General features: G+C 69.1%; 23 protein-coding genes, 1 tRNA gene and 1 pseudogene. 17 read left to right on the forward strand and 8 right to left on the reverse strand.

The annotated features are described in order from the left end of the window. Positions 1-313 precede the first annotated feature (313 nt). The 4 genes from ndhC to nuoH all read left to right on the forward strand — a co-directional run bounded on the left by ndhC (position 314) and on the right by nuoH (position 2,877). Positions 314-685: an NADH-quinone oxidoreductase subunit A gene (ndhC, locus tag AB0M95_RS17860; protein WP_358516926.1), complete on the forward strand. Its 372-nt coding sequence runs from the start codon at positions 314-316 to the stop codon at positions 683-685. A 158-nt stretch (positions 686-843) separates the two neighbouring features. After that, the gene (locus AB0M95_RS17865) at positions 844-1,308 is read left to right on the forward strand and encodes an NADH-quinone oxidoreductase subunit B family protein (protein WP_363765463.1); all 465 of its coding nucleotides are present in this window, start codon (positions 844-846) and stop codon (positions 1,306-1,308) included. Next, on the forward strand, positions 1,305-1,931 hold the full coding sequence (locus tag AB0M95_RS17870) for an NADH-quinone oxidoreductase subunit C (protein ID WP_363765404.1): 627 nt from the start codon (positions 1,305-1,307) through the stop codon (positions 1,929-1,931). The genes AB0M95_RS17865 and AB0M95_RS17870 overlap by 4 nt, the downstream gene beginning before the upstream one ends. Next, on the forward strand, positions 1,924-2,877 hold the full coding sequence (gene nuoH / locus AB0M95_RS17875) for an NADH-quinone oxidoreductase subunit NuoH (protein WP_363765407.1): 954 nt from the start codon (positions 1,924-1,926) through the stop codon (positions 2,875-2,877). Before AB0M95_RS17870 ends, nuoH begins: the two co-directional genes overlap by 8 nt. Positions 2,878-2,880: 3 nt before the next feature. On the opposite strand, the gene AB0M95_RS17880 is transcribed toward nuoH, so the two are convergent. The 3 genes from AB0M95_RS17880 to AB0M95_RS17890 all read right to left on the reverse strand — a co-directional run bounded on the left by AB0M95_RS17880 (position 2,881) and on the right by AB0M95_RS17890 (position 6,645). Next, positions 2,881-3,624, reverse strand: coding sequence for an SDR family oxidoreductase (locus tag AB0M95_RS17880; RefSeq protein WP_363765410.1), 744 nt, complete (start codon positions 3,622-3,624; stop codon positions 2,881-2,883). A gap of 165 nt (positions 3,625-3,789) precedes the next feature. Next, positions 3,790-5,394 carry a serine/threonine-protein kinase gene (locus tag AB0M95_RS17885; protein ID WP_363765413.1) on the reverse strand — a complete coding sequence of 535 codons (1,605 nt, stop codon included), beginning with the start codon at positions 5,392-5,394 and terminating at the stop codon, positions 3,790-3,792. 93 nt (positions 5,395-5,487) lie between these two features. After that, entirely contained in the window at positions 5,488-6,645 is a 1,158-nt protein-coding gene (locus tag AB0M95_RS17890) for a helix-hairpin-helix domain-containing protein (protein ID WP_363765416.1), read from the reverse strand. A gap of 185 nt (positions 6,646-6,830) precedes the next feature. Between AB0M95_RS17890 and AB0M95_RS17895 the strand changes: the two genes are divergently transcribed. The 7 genes and pseudogenes from AB0M95_RS17895 to htpX all read left to right on the forward strand — a co-directional run bounded on the left by AB0M95_RS17895 (position 6,831) and on the right by htpX (position 15,483). Further along, entirely contained in the window at positions 6,831-7,718 is an 888-nt protein-coding gene (locus tag AB0M95_RS17895; RefSeq protein WP_363765419.1) for a 4Fe-4S binding protein, read from the forward strand. After that, complete coding sequence (locus AB0M95_RS17900) at positions 7,715-8,248, forward strand: NADH-quinone oxidoreductase subunit J (protein WP_358516914.1); 534 nt, start codon at positions 7,715-7,717, stop codon at positions 8,246-8,248. The genes AB0M95_RS17895 and AB0M95_RS17900 overlap by 4 nt, the downstream gene beginning before the upstream one ends. A 1-nt stretch (position 8,249) precedes the next feature. Beyond that, positions 8,250-8,546: pseudogene (nuoK, locus tag AB0M95_RS17905) on the forward strand (NADH-quinone oxidoreductase subunit NuoK); the annotation flags it as partial. Positions 8,547-8,674: 128 nt separating this feature from the next. Further along, positions 8,675-10,627, forward strand: coding sequence for an NADH-quinone oxidoreductase subunit L (locus tag AB0M95_RS17910; RefSeq protein WP_363765422.1), 1,953 nt, complete (start codon positions 8,675-8,677; stop codon positions 10,625-10,627). Between the two features lie 208 nt (positions 10,628-10,835). Beyond that, on the forward strand, positions 10,836-12,788 hold the full coding sequence (locus AB0M95_RS17915) for an NADH-quinone oxidoreductase subunit M (RefSeq protein ID WP_363765425.1): 1,953 nt from the start codon (positions 10,836-10,838) through the stop codon (positions 12,786-12,788). After that, positions 12,785-14,548 carry an NADH-quinone oxidoreductase subunit N gene (locus tag AB0M95_RS17920; protein ID WP_363765428.1) on the forward strand — a complete coding sequence of 588 codons (1,764 nt, stop codon included), beginning with the start codon at positions 12,785-12,787 and terminating at the stop codon, positions 14,546-14,548. Before AB0M95_RS17915 ends, AB0M95_RS17920 begins: the two co-directional genes overlap by 4 nt. Positions 14,549-14,631: 83 nt before the next feature. Then, entirely contained in the window at positions 14,632-15,483 is an 852-nt protein-coding gene (gene htpX / locus AB0M95_RS17925; protein WP_358516906.1) for a zinc metalloprotease HtpX, read from the forward strand. A gap of 313 nt (positions 15,484-15,796) precedes the next feature. Here htpX and AB0M95_RS17930 read toward each other — a convergent pair whose 3' ends face one another. The 3 genes from AB0M95_RS17930 to AB0M95_RS17940 all read right to left on the reverse strand — a co-directional run bounded on the left by AB0M95_RS17930 (position 15,797) and on the right by AB0M95_RS17940 (position 18,653). Further along, the gene (locus AB0M95_RS17930; RefSeq protein WP_363765433.1) at positions 15,797-16,372 is read right to left on the reverse strand and encodes a pyridoxamine 5'-phosphate oxidase family protein; all 576 of its coding nucleotides are present in this window, start codon (positions 16,370-16,372) and stop codon (positions 15,797-15,799) included. Between the two features lie 171 nt (positions 16,373-16,543). Beyond that, positions 16,544-17,659, reverse strand: a complete 1,116-nt coding sequence (locus AB0M95_RS17935; RefSeq protein WP_363765436.1) for a hypothetical protein — start codon at positions 17,657-17,659, stop codon at positions 16,544-16,546. 505 nt (positions 17,660-18,164) lie between these two features. Beyond that, positions 18,165-18,653 (reverse strand): YajQ family cyclic di-GMP-binding protein, encoded by a 489-nt coding sequence (locus AB0M95_RS17940; RefSeq protein ID WP_358516901.1) that lies wholly within the window; start codon positions 18,651-18,653, stop codon positions 18,165-18,167. A gap of 283 nt (positions 18,654-18,936) precedes the next feature. Between AB0M95_RS17940 and AB0M95_RS17945 the strand changes: the two genes are divergently transcribed. The 3 genes from AB0M95_RS17945 (at position 18,937) to AB0M95_RS17955 (ending at position 21,630) form a co-directional block, all read left to right on the forward strand. Further along, positions 18,937-19,021 (forward strand) — tRNA-Tyr (locus AB0M95_RS17945). A 569-nt stretch (positions 19,022-19,590) separates the two neighbouring features. Continuing rightward, positions 19,591-19,770 (forward strand): hypothetical protein, encoded by a 180-nt coding sequence (locus tag AB0M95_RS17950; RefSeq protein ID WP_363765439.1) that lies wholly within the window; start codon positions 19,591-19,593, stop codon positions 19,768-19,770. A 585-nt stretch (positions 19,771-20,355) separates the two neighbouring features. After that, the gene (locus AB0M95_RS17955) at positions 20,356-21,630 is read left to right on the forward strand and encodes a toll/interleukin-1 receptor domain-containing protein (RefSeq protein WP_363765442.1); all 1,275 of its coding nucleotides are present in this window, start codon (positions 20,356-20,358) and stop codon (positions 21,628-21,630) included. 282 nt (positions 21,631-21,912) lie between these two features. Here the strand turns inward: AB0M95_RS17955 and AB0M95_RS17960 are convergent, their stop codons facing one another. Next, positions 21,913-22,122: a DUF397 domain-containing protein gene (locus tag AB0M95_RS17960; RefSeq protein ID WP_363765445.1), complete on the reverse strand. Its 210-nt coding sequence runs from the start codon at positions 22,120-22,122 to the stop codon at positions 21,913-21,915. Positions 22,123-22,149: 27 nt separating this feature from the next. Then, the gene (locus tag AB0M95_RS17965) at positions 22,150-23,007 is read right to left on the reverse strand and encodes a helix-turn-helix transcriptional regulator (RefSeq protein ID WP_363765448.1); all 858 of its coding nucleotides are present in this window, start codon (positions 23,005-23,007) and stop codon (positions 22,150-22,152) included. A 397-nt stretch (positions 23,008-23,404) separates the two neighbouring features. On the opposite strand from AB0M95_RS17965, the gene AB0M95_RS17970 reads away from it, so the two are divergent. From AB0M95_RS17970 to AB0M95_RS17980, 3 genes are read left to right on the forward strand one after another with little or no spacing between them, the layout of a single operon-like run. Further along, positions 23,405-23,809 (forward strand): hypothetical protein, encoded by a 405-nt coding sequence (locus tag AB0M95_RS17970; protein WP_363765451.1) that lies wholly within the window; start codon positions 23,405-23,407, stop codon positions 23,807-23,809. Then, a complete protein-coding gene (locus AB0M95_RS17975) occupies positions 23,806-24,723 on the forward strand; it encodes an ATP-binding protein (RefSeq protein WP_363765454.1) in 918 nt (305 codons plus the stop codon). Before AB0M95_RS17970 ends, AB0M95_RS17975 begins: the two co-directional genes overlap by 4 nt. Positions 24,724-24,766: 43 nt before the next feature. Further along, positions 24,767-25,267, forward strand: a complete 501-nt coding sequence (locus AB0M95_RS17980; protein ID WP_363765457.1) for a hypothetical protein — start codon at positions 24,767-24,769, stop codon at positions 25,265-25,267. The last annotated feature ends 63 nt before the right edge of the window (positions 25,268-25,330 follow it).

Below are 25,330 nucleotides of genomic sequence, written 5' to 3' on the forward strand. Positions count from 1 at the left end.
TTGGTGTGATTAGCGCGTGCCCTTTGACCGCGATGGGTAACCCGAGGGTGACGGATGGCGACGACGGCCGGTACGCTGATCGACGTCAGGGTGCCGCCGGACGGGCGGGAACGGAGCCGCGAGGTTCACAAGCCCGTGGAGACGTGGTAAGACCACTCCGATGGCCCAGGTCGGTGAAGCGGGAAGCCACAGAAGTGCCGACGGCACGGGCTGATCCCGGGCCCTCAGGCCGGGGATCGCGTCGACAACGGCACGAGGTCAACGATCACGCCGGGGCGGCGCGTGCCGGCGCGGTGGCCAGGCAGGAGGCTGCATGGACGGATATTTCGGTTCCTACGCGGTCGTCGCCGTGCTGTTCGCGATCGGCCTCGCCATCTTCGGCGGCGCGCTGCTCGCCAACCGGCTGCTCCGGCCCCACCGTCCCACCCCGGAGAAGCTCACCACCTACGAGTGCGGGGTCGACCCGGTCGGCGAGGGATGGGCGCAGTCGCAGATCCGCTACTACGTCTTCACCTATCTCTACGTCGTCTTCGCCGTCGACGCGGTGTTCCTGTTCCCCTGGGCGACGGTCTTCGCCGCGCCGGGCTTCGGCATGACCACACTGGTCGAGATGTTCGTCTTCCTGGCGTTCATCGCGCTCGGCATCCTGTACGCCTGGCGCAAGCGCGTCCTCGCCTGGACGTAGACCGCCCGCCCAGAGCCCGCACAGAGTCCGCACAGGGCCCGCCCAGAGCCCGCCCAGAGCAGCCGGAAGGGCCGGAAGAAGGGAGAATGCCTGCCATGGCAGCCCGAGATCTCCCCATGCCGACGGTCGGGCCGGTGTCCCGGCTCGCGCCCAAGCCCATGCGCTTCATCCTCAACTGGGGGAGGCGTTACTCGCTGTGGGTGTTCAACTTCGGGCTGGCCTGCTGCGCCATCGAGTTCATCGCGACCTCGATGAGCCGCCACGACTTCATCCGCTTCGGGGTGATCCCCTTCGCCAACGGGCCGCGGCAGGCCGACCTGATGATCGTGTCGGGCACCGTCACCGACAAGATGGCCCCCGCCGTCAAGCGCCTCTACGAGCAGATGCCCGACCCCAAGTACGTCATCTCCTTCGGCGCCTGCTCCAACTGCGGCGGCCCGTACTGGGACTCCTACTGCGTGACCAAAGGGGTGGACCAGATCATCCCGGTCGACGTGTACGTGCCCGGCTGCCCGCCGAGGCCCGAGGCCCTGCTGTACGGCATCATGAAGCTCCAGGAGCGGATCGCCGCCGAGTCGCTCGGCGAGCGCTACACCGCCCAGGCCGAGGACGTGCGCGGGTGAGGGCCGCCATCGAGGAGCGCTACGGCGCCCGCGCCGAGATCTCCGAGTCCTTCGGCGAGATCACCGTCGACGTCGCGCCCGGCGACTGGCTCGACCTGCTGACGTTCGCCCGCGACGACCTCGGCTGCGCGTTCTTCGACTGGCTGACCGGCGTGGACGACCCGCCCGGCTCCTTCGAGGTGGTCGCCCACGTCTTCGACCCCGTCCGGCACGCCCACCTGCTGCTGCGCACCCGCGTCCCCCGCGAGGCCCCCGTCCTGCCGAGCGCGACCGGCGTCTACCGGGGCGCCGACTGGCACGAGCGCGAGACGTTCGAGATGTTCGGCGTGATCTTCGAGGGGCACCCGCGCCTGGAGTCGCTGCTGCTGCCCGAGGGCTTCGAGGGCCACCCCCTGCGCAAGGACTTCATCCTCGCCTCGCGGGTCGCCAAGCCGTGGCCCGGCGCCAAGGAGCCCGGCGAGTCCGGGCAGGGCTCGCCGAGCCGCCGCAAGACGCTGCCGCCGGGCGTGCCCGCCGCCTGGGGCCCGCAGGCGGCCACGCCTTCCACGCCTCCCACGCCCCCGCCCACGCGCGGCCCGCGCGCCGTACGCCGCGACCAGCCAGGGAGGGACGCCGATGGCTGAGGTGCTCGACGTCGCGCTGCGCCTCGTCGTGATCGTGATCGCGTTCCTGACGCTGCCGCTGATCGTCGGGCAGACCGAGCACAAGGCCATGGCGCACATGCAGTCCCGCCTCGGCCCGATGTACGCGGGCGGCTTCCACGGCTGGGCGCAGCTCATCGCCGACGGCGTGAAGTTCGTCCAGAAGGAGGACGTGATCCCGGCGGCGGCCGACCGCCGCGTGTTCGCGCTGGCCCCGGCCGTCGGGCTGCTGCCCTACCTGATCGTCATGATCGTCATACCGGTCGGGCCGGGCCTGTTCGGCGCCGACCTCGACGTCGGCCTGTTCTTCGTCCTCGCCGTCATGGGCGTCGGCGTGCTCGGCTCGATCATGGCCGGGTGGTCGTCCGCCAACAAGTACTCCGTGCTCGGCGGCATGCGCGCGGCGGCGCAGCTCATGTCGTACGAGCTGCCGCTGGTGCTGGCCGCCTCGTCGGTGGCCATGGCGGCGGGAACGCTGTCGCTGCCGGGCATCGTGGAGGCCTGGCGGTGGTGGTGGCTGCCGTGGCAGGCCGTCGGCGCGGTGGTGTTCTTCGTCGCGGGCCTCGCCGAGCTGCGCCGGCCGCCGTTCGACATGCCGATCGCCGACTCCGAGATCATCATGGGGCCGATGACCGAGTACACCGGCATCCGCTTTGCGTTGTTCATGCTCGCGGAGTACGTCGGCATCGTGGTGCTCTCTGCGCTGACGACCGTCCTGTTCCTCGGCGGGTGGAACGGCCCGCTGCTGCCCGGGCCGGTCTGGACGCTGATCAAGATCTTCGCGCTGGCCTTCGTGGTGATCTGGATCCGCGTCAGCTTCCCCCGCCTGCGGGCCGACCAGCTGCAGAAGCTCGCCTGGGTCGGCCTGGTGCCGCTGGCGCTGTTCCAGCTCGCCCTCACCGGCGTCGTGAAGGTCCTCGCGGGCTGAGCGTCACCACCCGAGCATCGCGCCGCCGTTGATGTGCAGGATCTGCCCGGTGAGGTAGCCCGCCTCCGGCGAGGCGAGGTACTTGACCGCGGCCGCGATCTCGGCGGGCGTGCCCGGCCTGCCGACCAGCGTCTGGTCGACGCGCGACTTGACGAACTCCGGCGTCGCGCGCCCGCCGAAGAACTCGGTGTCCTCGACGTACCCCGGGGCCACGGCGTTGACCGTGACGCCGTCGGCGCCGAGGCGCTGGGCCAGTTCGTAGGTGTAGGCGTGCAGGGCGGCCTTGGCGCCGCCGTAGGAGCCGGGCCCGCGCACCGCTGCGATCGATGACAGGTGGACGACGCGCCCGCCCGGCCGCCGCAGGTAGGGCAGCAGGCCCTCGGTGAGCAGCACGGCCGTGATGACGTTGGCCTCGAAGTTCGCGCGGTACCCCTCCGCGACCCCCGCGGGCGTGCCGTCGTCGCCCCACGCGACGTTCCCGCCCGCGTTCGTGACGATGACGTCCACCGGGCTGTGCAGGGCGACGGCCTCCACCGCGGCCTGCGCCTGCGCCGCGTCGCTCAGGTCGGCGGTGGTGAAGGAGACCAGGTCGGCGCCGTGGGCGGTGTTGAGCTTGTCGGCAGCCTCCTTGAGGACCTCGGTGCGGCGGCCGATGATGACGACCTGGTCGCCGTCCGCGGCGAAGGCCGCCGCCGTCGCCAGGCCGATGCCGGTCCCTCCACCGGACACCACTACCCGTCGCGTCATTGCCGGACCCCTTTCATCGCGGTTTCCGTCATTCTTACCGTCCAGCGGGTTTCAGTGGTGTGATTTTCGTCCGGCCTGTCGCCGCCCGCGCCGGGCTCCGATCCAGCCGGTCACTCGCCCGAGCCGCCGCGCCGGAGGGCGTCCATCCGCGCGGCGAACGCGTGGTCAGTGCACGATGGCGAGCATCACGTCGGACGCCGACGGCCGCCCGTCCGGCCGCTTCGCCAGGCATGAGCCCACCACCTTCGCCAGCGAGCCGGGCAGCGCGGACAGGTCCGGGTGCGCGGTGAAGATGCGGTTCAGCACGGCCGCGATGTTGTCCTCGCCGAACGCCGGGCGGCCCGTCGCGGCGAAGACCATCGTCGCCGCCCAGCTGAACACGTCGGACTCCGGCCCGACCCGCTCGCCCGCCACCTGCTCCGGCGACATGTAGGCCGGGGTGCCCACCACGCCGCTGGAGGTCGCGGTCGCCTGGTCGACCACGCGGGCGATGCCGAAGTCGACCACCCGCGGCCCGTCCGCCCCGATCAGCACGTTGCTCGGCTTGAAGTCCCGGTGGACGATGCCCGCCTTGTGGATCGCCGCCAGCGCGCCCGCCGTCCCGAGCGCCAGCCGTACCAGCCCGTCGTGGCCGCGCGGGCCCTGCTCGCGTACGAGCTGCTCCAGCGAGCAGCCCTCGACGTACTCGCTGACGATGAACGGGCGCTCGTCCGCCACGCCCGCGTCGATCACGCGCGCGGTGGAGAACGGCGCGACACGCCTGGCCGCCTCGACCTCGCGCAGGAACCGCTGCCGCGCCCCGGCCTCCGCGGCCAGCCGCGCGTGCAGCACCTTGATCGCGACCCGCGTGCCCTCGGGGGTCTCGCCGAGGTAGACGGCCCCCTGGCCGCCCTGGCCGAGGCTGCCGATCAGGCGGTAGCGCCCGACGTGGTCCGGCTCGCCCGCGGGCAGGGGCCCCGGCGCCGAGACGGGGAGCGTCGAGCCCCGGCCTGGACCGCCTGGCGTGCCGCCGCCCAGGCCGCTCGGCGCGGTGTCCTGGTGGTACCGCAGACGCGAGCCGCCCGGGATGCTCGGCGTCTGGTCGGCCGGCCGGTGCGCGGGCCCCGGCGGCGTCCGGTCCACGGGATGACGGACATGTCCGTCGTGCTGCTGCGGGGGCAGGACGGACGTCCGGTCCACCGGGCGGTGCGGGGGCGTGCGGTCCACCGGGTGGTGCGCGGGCCTGGGCGGCTGGTCCACGGGGTGGTGCGAGGGCCGGTTCGGCGGTACGTGGCCCTGCGGCGGCTGGTCGCGCGGCCCGTTCTGGAACCGGTCGTGAGGCTGGTGCTGGGGCGGGTGCTGGTGCTGGGGCCGGTGCGCGTACGCGGGAGGCGCGGGCGGGGCCGGGTACGGCGCGGCGTACGGCGCCTGCCGGTAGGCGTGCGGCGGCGGGGCGTACCCGTGCCCGGCCGGGCGGGGCGCGAAGACCGTCGAGCGGATCGCCAGGGAGTGGATGGGCCCGCCGATCCAGTTGGTGAACAACCCGACCACGACGAGGACGGCCGGCCCGTCCGGGTAGGACGGCGCTTGGTTGTAGACGACGATGACCGCGAACATCACGAAGAGGCCGAGGAAGTACAGCAGCGCCGCGACCGCCAGCATCGGGGCGCGCCTGCGGTAGGCCGCGTACCCGATCGTGAAGGGCGTCGCCAGGCCGCAGGTGAAGAGGGGAGCCAGGGCCCAGAGGATGCTGATCGCGAGGGTGGACTGTGAGGGCCGTGCTGGCTGCATATCGCGAAGAATACGGAGATAGAGGGCTCTGCGCAGGTTTTGTGGGCACGGTTTATGCAGCCGAGACCACGGCCCCCACGCCCGATCGGCAGGTCAGGGCAGGTAGATCGTCAGCTCGACCAGGTCGGGGGTGAGCCGCGGCGGCAGGTCCACCGCGATCGAGAGGTCCTCGGCCGAGACGAACCCGCCGACCTCCGCCCTCGCCTCGACGACGCGCCGCGCGAGGTCGGCGGTCATGCCGGGCAGCCCGGCGATCACCTCGACCGGCACATGGTTGACGTCCACGAGCCCGCCGTCGTCGTAGTGGCGCGGTAGGTCGGGCCGCCCGATGCGCAGCTCGCGGGCCAGGACCGGGTCGCGCTCGGCCAGCTCACGGGCCTCCTGCCGGAGTCGGCGGCGGTGCTGGGCGGCGGCCACGGCGTGGTCGTTCGGCGACTCCGACCGGTCGAAGACGCGCCTGCGGATGATCAGCGAGTGGATCGTCCCGCCGAGCCAGCTTCCGGTCGTCCCCAGCATTGTGAGGAGCTGCAGGATCATGGGCGTCGGGCCGACGTCATCCAAGGCGACGGTCAGCACGAACGTCGCCATGCCGGCCGCGTACAGCGCCGCGCTGATGCCGAGCAGCGTGCTGCGCAGTTTGGCCGCCGCGTAGCCGATGGTGAACGGTGTGGCGGCGCCGCAGGTCAGCAGGGGCGCAAGGGCCCAGAGCACGCTGGCGGCGGTGTTGCTTGGGGGACCCGGCGGGGGCGGCGGGAAGGGCGGCTGTCCCGGCCGCGGCCCGTGCGGGGCGCCGTACGGGCCGGGAACCGGCGGGTTGTACGGGGCCAGGCCGGGGCCGAAGCCGTGTGACGTCCCAAAGGGGTCGGCCCCCGCGTCCGGCGAGGCGTACGGAGATCGCTCGGGGCGCGGGCGGGGCGTTTCGGAGGAGGAGCGGCCCGGCGGCGTGGACCTGCCCGGCGGCGTGGATCGGCCCGCGGGCGGGCGGCGGCGCTCGGTGGGGCGGCCGTCGTACGGCGTGCGGCGCTCGGACCCGGGACGGGGGCCGTGCTTCAGGCGCGGCTCGTCGAGGCGGGCGTCCGGGTCGTGATCGGAGCCCGGGTGGTCCTTGGGCGTCCGGGGCTCGCGGCCCGGCAGGGGGCGGCCCTTCAGATGGGGCCGGGGAGCGGTCGGGCCGTTCGGATCGTCGGAGTCCGGAGGAAGGGCTTCCGGCGGCCCCGATCCCGGGCCCCCGTGGCCGTTGGTCGGGTGCATAACGCGAACAATACGGCGTCGCCGGTACGTCTCGCATCGGCCACAAGGACCACTCGCTATGTCCGACTAGTCCCCCGAAATCGTGATGATTGAGGAAAACTGGGAGCCGATGGGGGGCTCCGCATTCACGAGAACGCCCATGTGCGTCATGATGTTGAACCGTGGTAGGTATACCAGGAGAAGGCTTGGCGAAGGGGCTGGCCGTCACCCTGCGCCATATGCTCAGCAAGTCGGAGACGCGGCAGTACCCGGAGGTCCGGCCCGAGCTGCCCCCGCGCAGCCGCGGCGTCATCGCCCTGGTCGAAGAGAACTGCACGGTCTGCATGCTCTGCGCCCGCGAATGCCCCGACTGGTGCATCTACATCGACTCCCACAAGGAGACGACCCCGGCCCCCGAGGGCGGGCGCCCCCGCGCGCACAACGTGCTCGACCGGTTCGCCATCGACTTCTCGTTGTGCATGTACTGCGGCATCTGCATCGAGGTCTGCCCATTCGACGCGCTGTTCTGGTCGCCCGAGTTCGAGTACGCCGAGTACGACATCCGTGACCTTCTCCATGAGAAGGACAGGCTCGGCGAGTGGGTCCAGACCATCCCCATCCCGCCGCCCCACGACCCGAACGCCGAACCCCCCAAGGAACTCACCGCCTCCACCCGCACCACCCCCACCCGCCCAAGCCCCGGCACCTCGGCCCCCCGCACCGGCGTCCCCACCCCCACCGCAGGCGCCCCTGCTCCCACGTCAGGCGGTTCCACTCCACCTACGGCCGGCCCCACGCCCACATCAGGCGATCCCACTCCAACGACAGGCGCCCCCGCCCCCGCATCCGGCGCCCCCGCCTCGGAGTCCGCCGCGCGAGCCGCCGTACGGGCGATCCGACCCCCAGGCGCCCTCCCGAAGAAGCCCGCCCCCGCTCAGTCCCCCTCCCAGCCTGTTCCTGCTGAGCCTGCGGCTGGTGGGGACGCGTCGGGCGACGCCGGCAGGGTGGAGTCGCCCGGTGAACGGGAGGAAGGTTCGCGTTCGAGGGGTGAGGAGGGGCCTCCGGAGTCGGCTGGACCGGCGAGGCGGTCGTGACCGCCACGGCCCTGTGGCCCCCCACGGCGCAGGAGGTCGTCTTCCTGCTGCTCGGGGTGGTCGCCGCCGCGTCCGCGCTGCTGGTCGTCACCACGCGCCAGATCGTCCACGCGGCCCTGTGGCTGGTCGTCTCGTTCGGCGCGCTCGCGGGCTGCTACCTGGTGCTCACCGCCGAGTTCGTCGCCTGGGTGCAGGTGTTGATCTACGTCGGGGCCGTGGTCGTGCTCCTGCTCTTCGGCATCATGCTGACCCGCGCGCCCATCGGCCCGTCCGCCGACCTGAACTCCGGCAACAAGGTGATGGCCGCGATCGTCGCGCTCGCCACCGCCGCCGTCCTCGTCACCACCGTCATCGACGGCTTCCGCCTCGCGTACGCGCCGCTCACGCCGGGGGAGGGCGCCGCCAAGCCGCTCGGGGCCAGCATCTTCAGGAACTGGGTGCTGCCCTTCGAGGCGCTGTCGGTGCTGCTGCTCGCCGCCCTGATCGGCGCCATCGTGATCTCCCGCACCGACATCGGCGGAAAGGACTGACGTGCACGTCGTCTATCCCGCCGTGCTCGCGGCGCTGCTGTTCTCGACAGGCGTGTACGGCGTGCTGGCCCGGCGCAACACGATCCTCGTGCTGATGTCCGTCGAGCTGATGCTGAACGCGGTGAACATCAACCTGGTCGCCTTCGACGTGTGGCTCCGCGACGCCCTCCACGGGGGCCAGGTGCTGACGCTGTTCGTCATCGTGATCGCGGCGGCCGAGCTGGGCGTGGGCCTGGCGATCGTCCTCGCGGTGTTCCGCAACCGGCAGACGGTCGCGGTCGACCGGCTCCACGACCTCGCGGAGCCCGAGGACGACCGGACCGGCCCCGGCGGCCCCGACACGCCAGACGGCTCGGACGCTTCGGACCCGCAGGACGCGCCGGACGCGGGCGGGACGCGGGGCGCGCGGGCGAGGGGCGGCGCGGCATGACCGGACACGAGCTGGAGGCGGCCGCCGTCGTCGTCCTGCTGCCCTTGCTGGCCGCGGCCGCGGGCCTCCTGCTGACCCGCCGCCCGTGGCGGCCCACCCCTCCCGGCTCGGTGGACCGCAACGCGTACTGGAGGGCCGCGATGATCGCGGTCCTGCCCACCTTGATCTCCATGCTGCTGGCGATCTGGCTGTTCGCCGTCGTCTGGAGCCTCAGCCCGCCGGCGCCTCCGGCGGCGGGTCACTCCTTCTGGAACAGCGGCTGGAGCTGCCTCATCACCGGCTCCCTCACGGTGATCGACATCGGCGGGATCCCCATCACGGTGGGCCTGCGCCTGGACGTCCTGGCCGCGCTGCTGGCCGTCCTGGTGACCGTCGTGGCGCTCGCCGTGCAGATCTACTCGGTCGGGTACATGCGCGACGAGCCGCGTTACCCGTCCTACAGCGCGTTCGTCAGCCTCTTCACCAGCGCCATGCTGCTGGTCGTCTACGCCGGGGACCTGATCGTCCTCTACGTGGGCTGGGAGGTCATGGGCCTGTGCTCGTACCTGCTGATCGGCCACTGGTGGGAGGACCGCGCGAACTCGCGGGCGGCGGTCAAGGCGTTCCTGGTCACCCGCCTCGGCGACGTCGGCTTCCTGTTCGGCCTGTTCGTGCTCGGCACCGCCGCGGGCAGCTTCCGCGTCGACGACGTGCTCGCCAAGGTCGCGTACATGCCCACCCCTGTGCTGGTGACCGCCACGATGCTGATCCTGCTCGGCGTGGCCGGCAAGAGCGCCCAGGTGCCGCTGCACACCTGGCTGCCGGACGCGATGGCGGGCCCGACGCCGATCAGCGCGCTGATCCACGCCGCGACGATGGTCGCCGCGGGCATCTTCGTCGTCGCCCGCCTGTTCCCCGCGTTCCTGCTGGCCCGTCCGACGCTCGACACGCTGGCGATCGTGGCCTCGCTGGGCATGCTGGGCGCGGCCCTCGCCGCCCTCGCCCAGGACGACCTGAAACGGGTGCTGGCGTACTCGACGATCAGCCAGCTCGCGTACATGGCCGGGGGGCTCGCCGCCGGGTCCGACCAGGCGGCGATCTTCCATCTGGTCACCCACGGCGCGTTCAAGGCGCTGCTGTTCCTGTGCGCGGGCGCGGTGATCCACGCCGTCGGATCGAACCTGATGAGCGACATGGGCGGGTTGCGACGCTCTATGACGATCACCTTCCCCGCCATGACCATCGGCTTCGCCGCGCTCGCCGGGCTGCCGCCCGCCAGCGGCTTCTTCAGCAAGGACGCCGTGCTCGCCGCCGTCGAGCACGCCACCCGTTCGGGGGAGTACCTCACGGACGCCGCCGCCTGGCTGCTGTACGGCTGCGCGTTGCTCACCGTCGCCGTGACCGGCGCGTACGCCGCCCGCGCGTGGCTGCGCACGTTCTTCGGCCCGAGCCGCGTCCACAACGTGTCACTGCCGGAGCCGGAGCCGGGCGTCGCCCACGTCCACGACGGCCGCGAGGCCCCGCCGTCCATGCTGTGGCCCATCGGAGCGCTGTCGGTTCCCGCGCTGCTGCTCGGCTTCGCCGGCGCGGGCCTGATGGAGTGGCCCACGGCCGTGACCAGCGTCGTCGTCGCCCTGCTCGGCGCGGGCGTGGTGTACGCGGCGTGGCGCGCAGACCCGGCGGCCGACCCCGCGCGCGTCCTCGGTCCGCTGCGGGGGCCGTGCGAACGGGCGTTCCACGTCGACGCGGTGTACCACCGGCTGTTCGTGGCCCCGGTCCTGTGGCTGGCCGGCGCGGTCGCGCGTACGGACGACACGGTGGTCGACGGCGCGGTCCGCGGCTCGGGGCGGCTCGCCCTCGGCGCCTCCGGACTCCTGCGCCGCACCCAGACGGGCAACGCACAGCTGTACATCACCGGCATCCTGACCGGCCTATTGATCATCACGGTCGCGGCGGTGGTCCTCAAATGATCACAATCCCGACCACCTGTACCCGCGCCTGGGATCGTCCCCATGTCATGTTCGCGCGCCCGTACGGTGCCACCGCCTGGGACGGTCCGGGGATGAGCGTGGTACCGGTCGTCCCGCCGGCCGGGGAATTGTCGCCGCCGCCGAGTACGATGCGGCCGCGCCGGCACGGAGCCGGGGTCTCTGGGGCAGCGGGGGTGGTGGTGCGGGAATGAGCGTGGTGCTGATCGCTCTCCTGGCCGTGCCCTTGGCGGGGGCCGTCCTCCTGCTGCTCACGCGCGCAGAGCCGCCGCGCTGGTACGGGGCCGCGGTTTCGGGGCTGACGCTGGCGGCGGCGGTCGCGCTGGCCGTCGCGTTCGACCCCGGACGAGCCGGGCGGGCGCAGTTCCAGGTGGACCGTCCCTGGATCCCCGGGCTCGCGCTGCGCTTCCACCTCGGGCTGGACGGGATCTCGCTCCCGCTCGTCCTGCTGACCGCGCTGCTGACGTTCCTCTGCTTCGTCTACCTGACGCGGCACAGGCCCGAAGGCGGGCGGTTCCGGGCGCTGGTCTTCACACTGCTGATCCTCGAAGTCGGGATGATCGGGACGTTCCTGGCGCTCGACCTGCTGCTCTTCTTCGTCTTCTTCGAGATCGTGCTCGTCCCGATGTACTTCGTGATCGCCGTCTGGGGCGGGGCGGGGCGCGGTCCGGCGGCGGTGAAGTTCATCCTCTACACGCTGCTCGGCTCGGCCGTGCTGCTGCTGGGTCTGCTGCTGATCTGGGTCCACACCGGCACGCTGGACATGGTCCGCCTGGCCGAGGCCCACGGGTCCGGCATTCCGCGCGCCGCGCAGGTGCTCGCGTTCCTCGCGGTCGGGCTCGGGCTGGCGGTCAAGGCGCCGATGTGGCCGCTGCACACCTGGCTCCCCGCCGCGCACACCGAGGCGCCGACGGTCGGGTCGGTGCTGCTCGCGGCCGTGCTGCTCAAGATGGGCACGTACGGCTTCGCGCGCGTCGCGATCCCGGTCCTGCCCGAGGGGGCCGCCGTCGTGGCTCCGTGGCTGGGCGCGTTCGCGGTGGCGGGCATCGTGTACGGGTCGCTGGCGTGCCTGGCGCAGCGCGATCTCAAGCGCATGATCGCGTACTCGTCGGTCGGGCACATGGGGTTCGTGCTGCTGGGGCTGGCGACGCTCACGCCGGTCGGGATCAATGCCGCTTTGTTCGGAAATATCGCCCATGGGCTGATTACGGGTCTGCTGTTCTTCGTCGTCGGCGCGATCAAGGAGCGGTACGGCACGTCCGAGATGTCCCGCCTCGGCGGCGGCCTGCTCACGCGCCTGCCGTACATCGGCTCCCTGCTCACCTTCGCCGCCGTCGCCTCGCTCGGCGTCCCCGGCCTCGCCGGCTTCTGGGGCGAGATGCTGGCCCTCCTCGGAGCCTTCCACCCCGCCCCGACGCAGCCCCGCCCCCTCTTCCTCACCTTCATGGCCATCGGCGGCCTGGGCACCGTCCTGACGGCGGCCTACTTCCTCTTGATGCTCTCCCGAGTAACCCACGGCCACCCCACCGAGCCCGTCCGATCCCCCGAACCCCTCCCACCCCCCGACCCTGCCCCATCCAGCGAACGCACCCTCCCCGCCGAACCCGGCTCGTCCAGCGGGTATGGCCTACCCTCGGAACTCGGCTCCTCCGGTCCACATGGTCTGCCCGCCGAGCCAGGACCCGAGCGGTCCGGCGTCGAGCAGGAGCCCCTCGTCGCGCTCGCCGAAACCGGGACTGAGCCTCGCGTCCGCGTCTCCGCACGTCCCGGCGAACCCGCCGCGACCGGCGTCCCCTCCGAATCCGCTGCGAGCGGCGTCCCGTCGGAACCATCGAAGGCGCCGGTCGAGCCCGCCGCCGAAGAGACGGCGGCTGCGGGCGGTGAAGACTCCTGGTCGGCCGCGCCCGAGAGGGATGCCGCCACGCGAGAGACCGTCGAGCGCGAGGTGTCGCTTGCCGGGGCGGGGAAGGGCACCGTGCCCCCGGGGCCGCCCGTCGTGTCGGGACGCCCGCGAGACCTCACCCCGTACGAACTGGCCGCCTGGACACCCCTGGTCGCCCTCACCCTGGCCCTCGGCCTATGGCCCAAGCTGCTCCTGTCCCTCACCGACCCAGCGGTGCAGGCATTCCTGGGGGTGCGATGATCCAGTCGATCGACTACGCGGCCATCGCGTCGCCGCTGATCCTGGCACTGGTGGCCGGGCTGGTGCTGCTCCTGGACGTCTTCCTGCCCCGCCGTCCCGGCACCCGTGCGGTGCTCGGGTACGTGACCCTCGCCGGCGTGCTCGCCGCCCTCGCGGTGGTCGCGGCCCAGGCCGTCCAAGGCGCCCGGCTCGCCACGTTCTGCGTCCCCGCCCGCCCGGCCGGTCCCCTGAGGCCCAGGGAGGAGCCGGCGGCGTGCTCGTTCATCGTGGACGACCTCACGTTGATCTTCGCGGGCGTCATCCTCGCCACGGCGGTCGTGATCGTCCTCCTCTCGATGACCCAACTCGCGCGCACACCCGCCCCCGCCGCCGTACGAACCTCCCTCGACCCGTCCCTCTCAACCCCCGCGAATACCGGCTCTACCTCCGCGAGTAGCGGCCCCACCCCCACGAGTACCGGCCCCACGCCCGCGAGTGCCAGGCCCATCCCTGCAAGTGCCGGCCCAACCCCCGCCGGTACCGGCCCCGTCCATGCCGCTACCAGGCCCATCCCCGCCGGTGAGTGGTACTTCCTGCTGCTGTGCGCGCTGACCGGGGCCGTCACGCTGCCCGCCTCCCGCGACCTGATCATGCTGGTCGTCGCGCTGGAGCTCGTGTCCCTGCCCGTCTTCGCCCTCACGGCCCTGAAGCGGTACGACGCGCGGGCGTCCGAGGCGGCGCTGAAGCTGTTCCTCGTCTCGGTGGTCTCCACCGCCATCATGCTCTTCGGCGTCTCGCTCCTTTACGGCCTGACCGGCTCGGTGCACCTGGAGCGCATCGCGGCGAGCCTGAACGCACCCCTGTCCGCGATGACCGCCGCGGGCCCCGTCACGACGGACGCGACCTCCGCCGCCGCCCTCTCCGCGACCGCCGTTCCGGCGACGGCCGTCCCCGCGGTCGTGCTCACCGTCGCGGTCGTGCTCGTCCTCGCCGGGTTCGCCTTCAAGGTCGCCGCCGTGCCGTTCCACTTCTGGGCCGCCGACGTCTACCAGGGCGCGCCCGTCCCCGTGGCGGCCCTGCTGTCGGTGATCAGCAAGGCGGCCGGGTTCGCGGGGCTCATCCTCGTGCTCACGATCGCGCTCGCGGGCCAGTCCGGCCTGTGGGCGCCGATCGTCGCGGTGCTGGCCGCGCTCACCATGACCGTCGGCAACCTGCTGGCCCTGAGGCAGCGGCACGCCGTACGGCTGCTCGCCTGGTCGTCGGTCGCCCAGTCCGGGTACATCCTCGCCGCGCTGAGCGTGGCCGGGAAGACCGCCGCCGCGGCGTCCATCGCCTATCTGGTGATCTACGCGGCGATGAACGTGGGCGCCTTCGCGGTCGTCATGGCCGCCGGGCGGGCGGGGGAGCGCAACGAGCTGGAGGACTACCGCGGCCTGGCCTTCCGCGAGCCCTTCTCGGCCCTGGCCCTGGCCTTCTTCCTGATCTGCCTGGCCGGGCTCCCGCCGGGCCTCGCGGGGCTCTTCGCCAAGGTCGTGGTGTTCCGCGAGATCGTCCAGGGCGGCGACGGATTGCTGGCCGTGGTCATGGCCGTCAACACCGTGATCGGCCTGTATTACTACATCGCCTGGACCGCCCGCCTCTTCACCCCCGCCGTCGCCCCCGGCGCGAAGCCTGCCGGACGCGGCGCCATTCGCCCGGCCGTGATCGCCGTCGCGGTCGCGCTGGTCGTGTCCCTGGCCTTCTCCGTGGCACCTCAGATCGTGCTCTCCGCCGCCGGCTGACGCCCCCGCCCCGTCACACCGGGAACGTTCGACCAGGCCACGAGCGTTGCCAGGGGTGAGCGCAACATCCGGAAGGGGGAAGCGTGCACCACAACGGCCTGCGTACCGCCGTCCTTCTCGGCGCCCTGTCCGCGTTGATACTGGTGGGCGGAGCGTGGCTGGGCGGCGGTCGTGGTGTGCAGCTCGCCGTCCTGGTCGCCCTGCTGGCCAACGGGGCCGCCTACTTCTTCTCCGACCGCATCGCCCTGTCCGCCATGCGGGCCCGGCCGGTGAGCGAGGTCGAGCAGCCCACCCTCTACCGCATCGTCCGCGAGCTTTCGACGGACGCGCGCCAGCCCATGCCCCGCCTCTACGTCTCGCCGACCATGCAGCCCAACGCCTTCGCCACCGGTCGCGGCCCGCGTCGCGCGTCGATCTGCGTGACGTATGGCATCCTGCAGATCCTCGACGAACGTGAGCTGCGCGGCGTGATGGCACACGAGCTGTCACACGTGTACAACCGGGACATCCTCATCTGCTCGGTCGCCGCGGCCCTCGCCACCATGATCACGTACTGCAGCTACATCGCCGTGTTCTTCGGCGGCTCGGAGGACGATGACGGGCCCGGCTTCATCGGGGCCCTGTTGATGATGATCCTCGGGCCGGTCGCCGCCGGAATGATCCAGATGGCGATCTCCCGCTCCCGCGAGTTCCAGGCCGACGAATCCGGCGCCCTGCTCACCGGCGACCCGCTCGGCCTCGCGTCCGCGCTGCGCAAGATCGAGATGGGGGCGCGCTCGTTGCCGCTCCCAGAGGAGAGCCGTCTGACCTCGGCGTCCCACCTGATGATCGCCAACCCGTTCCGCGGCGCCGGGGTGGGCAGACTGTTCTCCACCCACCCGTCGACCGCAGCCCGCGTCGCCCGCCTCGAACGCATGGCGGGTTACCCACGCTGACCGTCCGCCGCACAACCCCCGCCGTACCCCGGCCCGCTGGACCTTACCTACCTCGGCAACCAGCGTCTCTGATTGGCTTAGCGATCCTGTGCGTTACTGTACACAGAATCAAGGCACAACGATCGGCTTCGTACCCTGGTGCCGGCAACTGGAGCCGTCGGCCCGTCGAGCACGTCCCTCCGGACGCCGACCGGTCAGGCGTGCACAGCCTGACCGGGGAGGGTGCCCGACGTCGCCTGGGCGCCGGGCGTGCTGGTAACAGCATGCCACGACATAACTACGATTCGCTAATCGAATCGGAGAGCCTGAACGCCTATGAGCGGTGCTTGACCGGGTCGGTCTCCTCGGCGCTCAGGGCAGGGAGCCCGTCGATGCTCTCCCGGTTGTGCTTGGCCCGGTAGGCGCGCTTCTGCTGGACGTCCTTGCGGTGGGCCCATTCGTCCAGCAGCGTCCGGTCTTCGTCGAAGCTCATGAACGGCACGGCGAAGCCGCAGGAATCGGAAATACGGTCACATTCGACGACGATGACCGATCGCACCCCCAGGTGCGGCCCGAACAGCTTGAGCAGCCCCGGGAACTCCTCGTCGCCCGGCGTCACCACCCGCCCGCGCCCGTACAGCCGCACGATGTTCGGCGGGCCGGAGAACGCGGCGAACATGATGGTGACGCGCCCGTTGTCACGGATGTGGGCGATCGTCTCAACGCCGCTTCCGTCGAGATCGAGATACGCGACCGTGGTGTCGTCCAGGACCGCGAACGTGTCCGCGTACCCCTTGGGCGAGACGTTGACGTGTCCGCCCTGCTCGGGCGCCGTGGCGACGAAGTAGACAGGCTGTTCGGCGATGAACGCGCGGAGCCGTTCGTTGAGCGTTTCATGGACCTTTGCCATGTGCCCTCCCGAACCGGAGTTTATCGGACGGCGCGCTGATCGACCCTCGCGCCGATCGACCCTCGCGCCGTCCGACCTTGCACCGTCCGACCTTGCGCCCCCTGACTTTGCCCCCCGACCTTGCACCGTCCGGTAGATCAGCGCGGGCCCGCCGTGCTGACGATCGGCGCGTCAGTCCCCGGGTAGCCACCAGTTCCACGCCTTGGCGGGCGCCTTGAAGCCGTCGATCTTCTTGAGCGCTCCCGTGGACGGATCGACCGTGCTGGTCGTCGCCCGCGTGACCGTCCAATCCTTGTCCGAGGTGAAGTGCCACAGCGTCAGCTTGCCGGAGTCGTCCCAGGCGATCCGGCTCGGGGAATCGTGGGAACGAAGCGGCAGCTCGACGGCGGGAGAGACCGAATCGGTGGACAGGTCGTAGAGCCGCAGGCGCGGCTTATTCTCCGGCGCCACGATGACCAGTCCCACCGTCACCCCGTCGTCGGCGAGGGCCACCGGCGCGTTGTTCGCCACCACCTGCGGCACCACACGGCTCTCCTCCGCGGCCCCGTCCGTGTCGTAGACCGTGTACTCGGTCGTGTTGTCCTCGGTGAACCGCGACGTCAGGACACGCCGGCCGTCCGGGCTGAAACCGGCCACGGTCAGGTCCCCGGGGATGCGCGCGATGTGGCCGTCCGTCAGACGGACGATGAGCGAGGGCATCTTCCCGTTCTGGTCGGAATAGTTGAGCGCCACCGCGTCGCCGCTGGGCGAGAACTTCGGGAAGACGTCGCCCATGCCGAGCCCCTTCGGCAGCCGCGCGGCCGCACCCGGCAGGACGTGCGTGCCCCCGTTGACGTTCTTGTAGACCAGCTTCCGGTCGGACTTCCGGAAGAAGAGCAGCCGCGTCCCGTCCCCGCTGATCGTGAACGGGGCGGTGATCTCCTTGTCCGTCTTCCCGTCCGCCCCCCGAGGGAAGACCTGGGCGTTCCTGACCCTGACCGTCTTCCCGTCGCGAAGCGTCAGCTTCCAGTCTCCGCACGGAACGTTGTACCCCTCCTTGGGCTTGCGGCAGGCGGCGACCCAGGCGTATCGGGCGGCGGCCCCCGCCGCGGCCGCTTTCACGGTGGCGGCCGTGCCCGCTGCGCTCGTCACGGCCGTGGTCGCCGTCTTCGTCGCGGACGTGGCCAGGCTCGTAGAGGCGGAGGCGGCTCCCGTTCTCGCCTCCGCGTCCGCCTTCGCGGGACCCGCGGCCGCGGTGACGGCGAGGGCAGCCACCGCGACCGGAGCAAACGTGCGCATGTACTTCATGACGCGATCCTTTCGACATCACCAATAGATGCCGTGGACGTCAGAAAAGTTGCGCTTGCCCCCACCGAACCCGGCCACGAATGGGTATCGGCTGGATATCGGTGCGTCGACCGCGCGATCGGCCCGCCGGGCAGGTTACGGGCATGATCGACGACTGGCGGCGGGACCGGATAGGCAGCGCCCTGCGCGGGGACAACCCCACAGTGCTGCGACGCCTGGACGCGGCCTTCGCCGTGATCGGAGACGGGCGGGTAAGGACACCAATCCGGACGGCGGGCGGTAGGGACACCAACGTCCATATAGGACGGAGACGCCAATGACTCAACACCGCACCACTTGACCCAGAGGGCCGTAACGCTGGGGTACTGACCCAGGGCACAACGGCGAACCAATGTGCCCTGGACACGCTCCCCTCAGGAGTGTCAGACCCGAAACACAAGGTCAGAGCAGGTACGGCAGGCAAACCTCAACCGCCCGCCGCCCCAGCCGTGAGACGAAGATCAGCTCAACGGTAATTCGTGAACTGCAGGGCGATGTCCAGGTCCTTGCCCTTCAGCAGCGCGATGACGTCCTGGAGTTCGTCCTTCTTCTTGGAGCTGACCCGGAGCTCGTCACCCTGGATCTGCGCCTTGACGCCCTTGGGCCCCTCATCCCGGATGATCTTCGAGAGCTTCTTGGCGTGCTCCTGGTCGATGCCCTCCTTGAGACCCACGACCAGGTGGTACTCCTTACCGGAGAGCTTCGGCTCGCCGGCGTCCAGTGTCTTCAGGGACAGACCCCGCTTGATGATCTTTTCCTTGAACACGTCGAGCACGGCGTTCGCGCGCTCCTCGCTGTTGGCCTTGATCGCGATGTCCTCTCCGGACCACGCGATGCTCGCCCCCGTGCCCTTGAAGTCGAAGCGGTGCCCGACTTCCTTGACCGTCTGGTTCAGCGCGTTGTCGACCTCCTGCCGGTCGATCTTGCTAACCACGTCGAAACTGCTGTCGGCCATCGGTATAGGTGTCCTCTCTCGTCCCCCTGACCCTAGCGACCCACACGTCATCCCGTGTGGATCACCCCACACCCTCCCGCACAACCTCTGGCCCCACAAAACATTCCACCCACCCAACCCTGCAGCCCGTCCCCGCTCGGCACCGCACGCGGCGACGTACACCACAGCCTCCACGGCAGGCCTGGGCAGAGCGTCCGACGCGGCCCCGCCGGGACAAACCGGTGTCACAGCCACCCCGGAAGTCCGCTATTCTTCTACCTGTCGCCGTGAGAGCGGCCAACAAGGCAGGTTGCCCGAGTGGTCAAAGGGAGCGGTCTGTAAAACCGTCGGCTCAGCCTACGCAGGTTCAAGTCCTGCACCTGCCACCAGCAGAAAAAGAGCCCCTGACCAGCAGCGATGCAGGTCGGGGGCTTCTTCGTTCCTTGATCCGTGAGTATCCCCGATTCCCCGTGGTTGACCCTGACTTAGGGCAGCTCGGGGCACGCGATCGGGGGTGCTCCTGCGCGCACGCCTCGCCTCCCTGATCATCCCGTCTGCCTCGACCCACCGCGAAGCGGCAGCGGGCTGGCGACGGAGGGGCAAGCCCGTCTTCGCGTGTACGTGAGCCGGTCGCCGTTCCTCGGCCATCGGATGCCAGGGGTCACAGACGGGCTTGAGCCGTAGGAGCTGGTCTGCTGGGCTTGTCTAGGTCGTGGTGGGCGGGATGATCAGGCTTCCACCTTAGCCAGCTACGGCCTCGGCTGACGCGCGGGCGATCATCCCGGAGCCGAGGCCCCCGCCGGAGGCATTCATATCCGGACGCCGGGGACTGCTACGCTCGAAGAGCTACCACATGGCACGCCGCAAGGACTTGCGGTACTCGGACCCGCGTCGGCTGAAAGGGATGCTGGCGCACTCGGACGTGGAGCGACAGTTTCGACTCGGGACGGGAGTCCTCGTGTCTGTCGCCATGTCAATTTCGATGGTGATCGTTCTGGTAGTCATCGCGGTGTTCATCGCGGTCGCAGGCTGGACGGCGATCTTCGCGAAGAAGGCCACGCAGCGGAAGGCCGCCATGGGCGTGCTGGAACTCTTCTTGTCCAAGCTCGTGGAGCTGGTCAGGGGACGTGCGCTGTAACTCGGGCGCGGCCCGAGCCGCCGCCGTCCGGGACTGGCCCTCAGGCCGCACGCCCGGACGGCGGGCGGGCGAGGCGCCGCGTTGCGCCGCCGCCTTGATCCCTAAAGCCCAATTCGGCAGGTCTCCCCGTGGGACTCGACATCCCCCGTGGCCGCTAGAGCCGTAGCAGGACGAACAGGAGGCCGGCGACAGCTACGCCGACCGTAATTGGGGCTATCCACCTCTCCTGTTTACGGGCAAGGTAGACCGCGCTTGCAGCGGCTACCACCAGCACAACCCACCTGACGTCGACTAGCATCGATTTCCTTCCAGGCAAGCTAGTCACGCTGGGGTAGTTCAGCAGAACCAGCCTGAGTGAGCCTGCCAGGGCTGTACGTTGTTGTAAACTTTACAGAAGAGTACGTAAGCGTACAGGTTGGTGATCTGTCAAGCAGGAGGTCCCCCTTGATCCAGAAGGCGACTGATCACGAAGCATCACACTCTGCTCGCGCTCTGTTCTCAGCGCTCCAGGCGCTTCACCTGCGAGCCGGTCAGCCCAGCAGTCGCCAAATTGCCGGGCGTGTTGGGGGTCTTAGTCATACAACCGTGAATTCGGCTCTGCGCGGGCCGCGAGTCCCTTCATGGCCAGTTCTGGCAAAAGTCGTTGCGGCACTTGGTGGTGATGAGGGGGAGTTCCAAGAGCTTTGGGCTGCGACCCGCGATCACGGCATCAAAAGCGAGCCCTTGCCAATTCCTGCGGCCGATCAGGCAGTAGAGGTTTCGGTTTTCGCCTCCTACTCGCACATCGATAACGATGCGACTTATGAGAGAATTTCGAAGATTATCCTTGGAATCAAGGGTATATACGAGAGTTTGACCGGATCTAAGGTCGAGATCTTTAAGGATGCCGATTCGATCGCTCTTGGCGAGAACTGGCGAGACAGGATTCGGATGGGGCTGTCTTCATCCAGCATCCTTCTAGCTTTTGTCTCCCCTGCATACTTGAGAAGCGAATCTTGCCGTCAAGAGTTTCGCGAATTTCTTGGGTTCCTGGAGGCTAATTCCAAGAAGCGCTTGATCATTCCCCTGCTCTATGCCGATTTCGATCGCATCGAAGCTCGATTCGCTCGGGATGAGCTGTGGCAGGAGATAAAGAGCTTGCAAGTCCTCAAATTGGAGGCAATGCGCTCTTTGGATCCAGGATCCGCTGAGTGGATTCGTGCGCTGGAAATGATCGCATATCGTATTGAAGAGGTGCTCTCGAGCGTCGAAACCGAAGAACCTGGTGATGATTCGGGCTATGAAGCGGGAGAAGCGCAAGAGTTCGGCCAGGGGCTCCTAGAGCTATTCGCGGAGATTGAGGAGACAACACCTCGGTTTGCACTTGAGTTCGAGAGATTCAACGAGTTGATAAATCAACTTGGTGAAGAGACTCAATCGCGGGCCTCTCGCCTAGCAAAGGCATCCACCTTCTCCAGTAAGCTTGCCGTTTCTAAGCAGCTTGCTGAGGCGATTAATCCCATAGCGGTTGAGGCTTATGAGATCTCGGAACGCCTTTTGGCGATTATGGCGAAGTGGGATTCTGGTGTTCGTTACGGAATTGAGCTCATCGCTTCGAAGAGACTAGATATCGATGAGGAAGATGCGAGCCAGTTCATCGAGGCCATTGGTGGCCTTGCGGAAACGGGTAACGAATCGCTATCTCATCTGGAAACACTCCGCCATACCATCGCTTCGGCCAGAGGGATTTCGGGTCAACTTAATAAGCCTCTCGCTCGAATACAGCAGGCCCTCCTGCGATTTGCCGAGATGGCTGGTATATTTCAAGGCTGGGGAAATGAACTTAAGGTCTTGGGATATTCTCGTGGCTACGGGATGTGAAGTAGGCGCGCAGCGTCAGTGGCCCCTGCCTGAGCGAGGGTGCGATGGCCTCCTTTGGCGCCGCCCCCGGCCAGATTCGTGCTCGGGGGCCAGTGGGATCGGAACCGTCCGGACCGCAGTACGGGGCCGGTGCTTGAGTTCCCGTGACTCCCGGCGCTTTCCGTTGCTTGTCCAGTCGGCCCCGACCCCCGGCGCCGAATCGGCGAGGCAGAACCATCCCCAATCGTCACCGTTGTCCGCGCTGGGAAGGTCGATTTCGTCGGCGGTCAGGTTTGTCCAGGCTCAGACGATGTCGAACTCGCCCTGTTTGACCCCCCCGATGAAGGCTTTCCATTCATTGGGGGAGAACATCGTCACCCCGGCCTCGGGGCGTTTGGAATTGCGGACTGCCACGGTGTCGTCGTTGAGGAACGCGACTTCGACACAGTTGTTCTCACTGCCACTCAGACTGCTCTTGCGCCAAACGGCACCCGAGATGTCAGGTTCGGTCATGCGGCCCTCCGGCTCTCGTAACGTCATCTATAGATCCTCGATCACACGCTCGATCAACGAGATGGAGTCGGCTATGGGAAGTGCCGAGGCGCGAAGATGGTCGAACGCTTGGTCGAATCGTCGCGTATCTACCTCTTGCTCAAGGTATAGGCCACTTGTGAGATTTTCCACCAAGACGACATCCGGCTCGCTCTTCTCGGCGAACTCCAGGATGGTGAAGGGGCCGTTGATTCCCGCGTGGGCTCCTGCGGTGTACGGCAGGACTTGAAGTGTCACGTGCTCCATGCGGGCAGCCTCTACCAGTCGATGTAGTTGGCCGCGCATCGTATCTCTGCCACCGATGTGCCGATGCAGTGCCGCCTCATCGACTATGGCCCACAACTGGAGCGGAACCTCGCGCGCCAGCACCTCCTGGCGCTCCACGCGTACCTTGGCGAGTTGGCCGATGTCTTGTCGGGAACGCGGGGCCGGTACGGCCTCGATGACCGCTCGTGCGTAGTCGACGGTCTGCAGCAGGCCCGGAATGAGGATCGTTTCGAAAGTCCGCACCGCGGCAGCGTCGGATTCCAGACTGATGAAGTCCTGGTAGGCCGCCGACAAGACGTCGTCGTACTGTTGCCACCAGCCGCGTTTCCGTGCGTCGCGTGCCAGTCCGATCAGCCATTCGTACTGCTTCTCGTCGCTGACCTGGTAGAAGTCCAGGATCACTCGCAGATCCCGTACTCGTACGGCTACCCGGCCGGTCTCGATCTTGGACAGCGATGAGAGCGAGCGCTCCATCCGCTCGCCGGCCTCTTCGAGAGTGAGACCCTGCGCTTCTCGGAGCCGGCGCAACTGCGCCCCCAACCGGCGCAGTCGCACAGTCGTGGTGAACCCGGCCGACATGCATCCCCTTCTCGCCTGTCACGGACAGCGACAAGTGTGCACCAGGCGTATGGTGCTCCGCGCGGAAATCGATCAGGCGAACTCGATGCGAGAAAATTTTCTCGGAAAGAGCTTGCGCGGGTGGACCGATACGCATCACGATGATGCCGCACGCCATCACGATTAGTAGTTGAATAAGTGCCGATTGTCACGGTTTGGCAAGCCGAGCGGGGGCGCTGTGAGTGCTGCGAGGCGCGGCAAAGCTGGCGTGACCTGCGGCTTAGAGCGTTTGACCTGCCCGTAATGCGATTACCAAGCACCTGGCGCGCACAGCTCGGTCAATAGTCGAAGCGGGCCCGCCACGGCACTGCACGCCGGACGGGCCCCTTGGAACCGGACATCTGGAGGTCCGATCCCGATGAGTAACCTTACTGTCCGCATCCGGGTGATCCGGATGCGTTGGCACGCCGATCAGCCGCCGATGCCGCTCGGCTGTCGCTGGTGCGGTCACTCGCCGTACGCGCACCAGGCGGCCAGCCTGCCGCACCGGCCCGACCACGAGTGGGAACAGCCGACTCCCGCGCAGGTGGACGCCCGGATGCGAGCGCGGCGGCGGCTCGGCCTGTCCCGCCCGTTGCCGACCGCCACTCCGGTGCGGCCGTGGCTGAGGCCCGACCCGCACGAACCCGTCCCCGATCGCCACCGGCGACACGAGCAGCCCGCCCTGCCGTACACCACTGTCGCTCCCTATCGGCGCGGCAGGCCACCAGGCGTACGGACCTCCAGTGGCGAGCACCCGCATCAGCCGATGGCGGCGGCATGAAGACCGCACGCCGCAACGGGCGGCACCGGCGCGGGGCGCCGATCACGCCATTCGTTCCCGGAGACTGGGATCCCGCCGCCAAGGCGGCTGCCCAGCAGCTCGACCAGCTCGACCCCTCCTGGTCGATCTGGTACGGCGCAGGCACCAGACGCTTCTACGCCGCCGCCACCTGGACGACCCCCGAACCGCTGACCGTGCACGCCCGCACCACCGAGGAACTGCGCGACCTCATGCGTGAGGCCGAACTCGCCACGCTGACCGCACCCTCGCACCCCCGGCCTCGAACCGACCGACTCGTACCCGCACCGCGCCGACCCGTCGCCTCGCCACCACGTCAAGGAGCACAGATGGCTGAAACGCCGCATGGTCTGCGTACCGTCTGCTGGGACATTCCCCACGATCCGGCGGTGCTGAGCAAGGTCCGCGGCATGGTCCACGAGGCGCTCATTACCTGGAACCTCACCCGCATCGCCGAGGACGTCGTCCTCGCCGTCGACGAGCTGGTTGGCAACGCCGTCACCCACGGCGCACCGCCGATCAGGCTGTCCCTGTGGGCCGGGACCGGCGAGTTCTGCGTCCGGGTCACCGACCACGGCCCCGGCCGGCCCCGTCGGCTGGACCTTGCCGACGATGCCGTACACGGCCGGGGGCTTGCGATAGTGGCCGCACTGGCCGACGACTACGGCGTCACGCCGACTCCTGACGGAACCGGCAAGACGGTATGGGCCCGCTGGCGCTTCCCCTCCCAGAACGTCACATCGGACGCCATCGCCGCCTACCCTCACCGCCCCGAGCAGAGAACGCACCCGAGCACACGAGGGGAGAAAACCACGACCTTCACGGCCACTCACAGTCGCGCATGTGAACCCAGCGAGCGGGGTGCGCCACCGCGCCGTCGCACCCCGTCCGCATGACAGAACCGGAAGCGCGGGAACTTGCTGCTGATCCGCCTTCGGCATGGACCGCGCAGGCATCTCCGAGTGCCTTGAGATGCTCGCCGGTCAGGACGCCGTACGACTGCGCGGCGTCCATGCCCACCTCGCCAGCGGACTGGACGCGCCAGCGATGCTCGAACTGGCGTCCGCGATCCTCGACTACGCCCGCGGGCTGGGAGTCACCGAGATCAACCTCGGGGGCGGCATGGGCGTGTCCTACGCCGACCCTGATGCCCGGTTCGACTGGAAGACCTACGGCGAAGGACTGGCCGCTCTGCGGCAACCGGGCGAAACTCTACGCATCGAGCCGGGTCGGCCCTTGACGGTCTACTGCGGTCGGTACGTGACGCGCGTCATCGACGTCAAGCGCGTCCATGGCGAGCTATTCGCCGTGGTCGCAGGCGGAACCATCACATTCGAACGCCAGCGACCAAGGGGCACAGTCAGCCTATGGTCATTGAAGAGCCGGGGGAGCCGACCACGATCGTCGGTCAGCCTGATGAATTCACCGGCACGCCGGTGAACGTCACCTAGCGTCACAAACGACAAAAGGTGCCGCTCTGACCTGGCATGATCTGGATTGACT

Source organism: Sphaerisporangium sp. NPDC051017 (genome assembly GCF_040683095.1).
Classification (GTDB): domain Bacteria; phylum Actinomycetota; class Actinomycetes; order Streptosporangiales; family Streptosporangiaceae; genus Sphaerisporangium.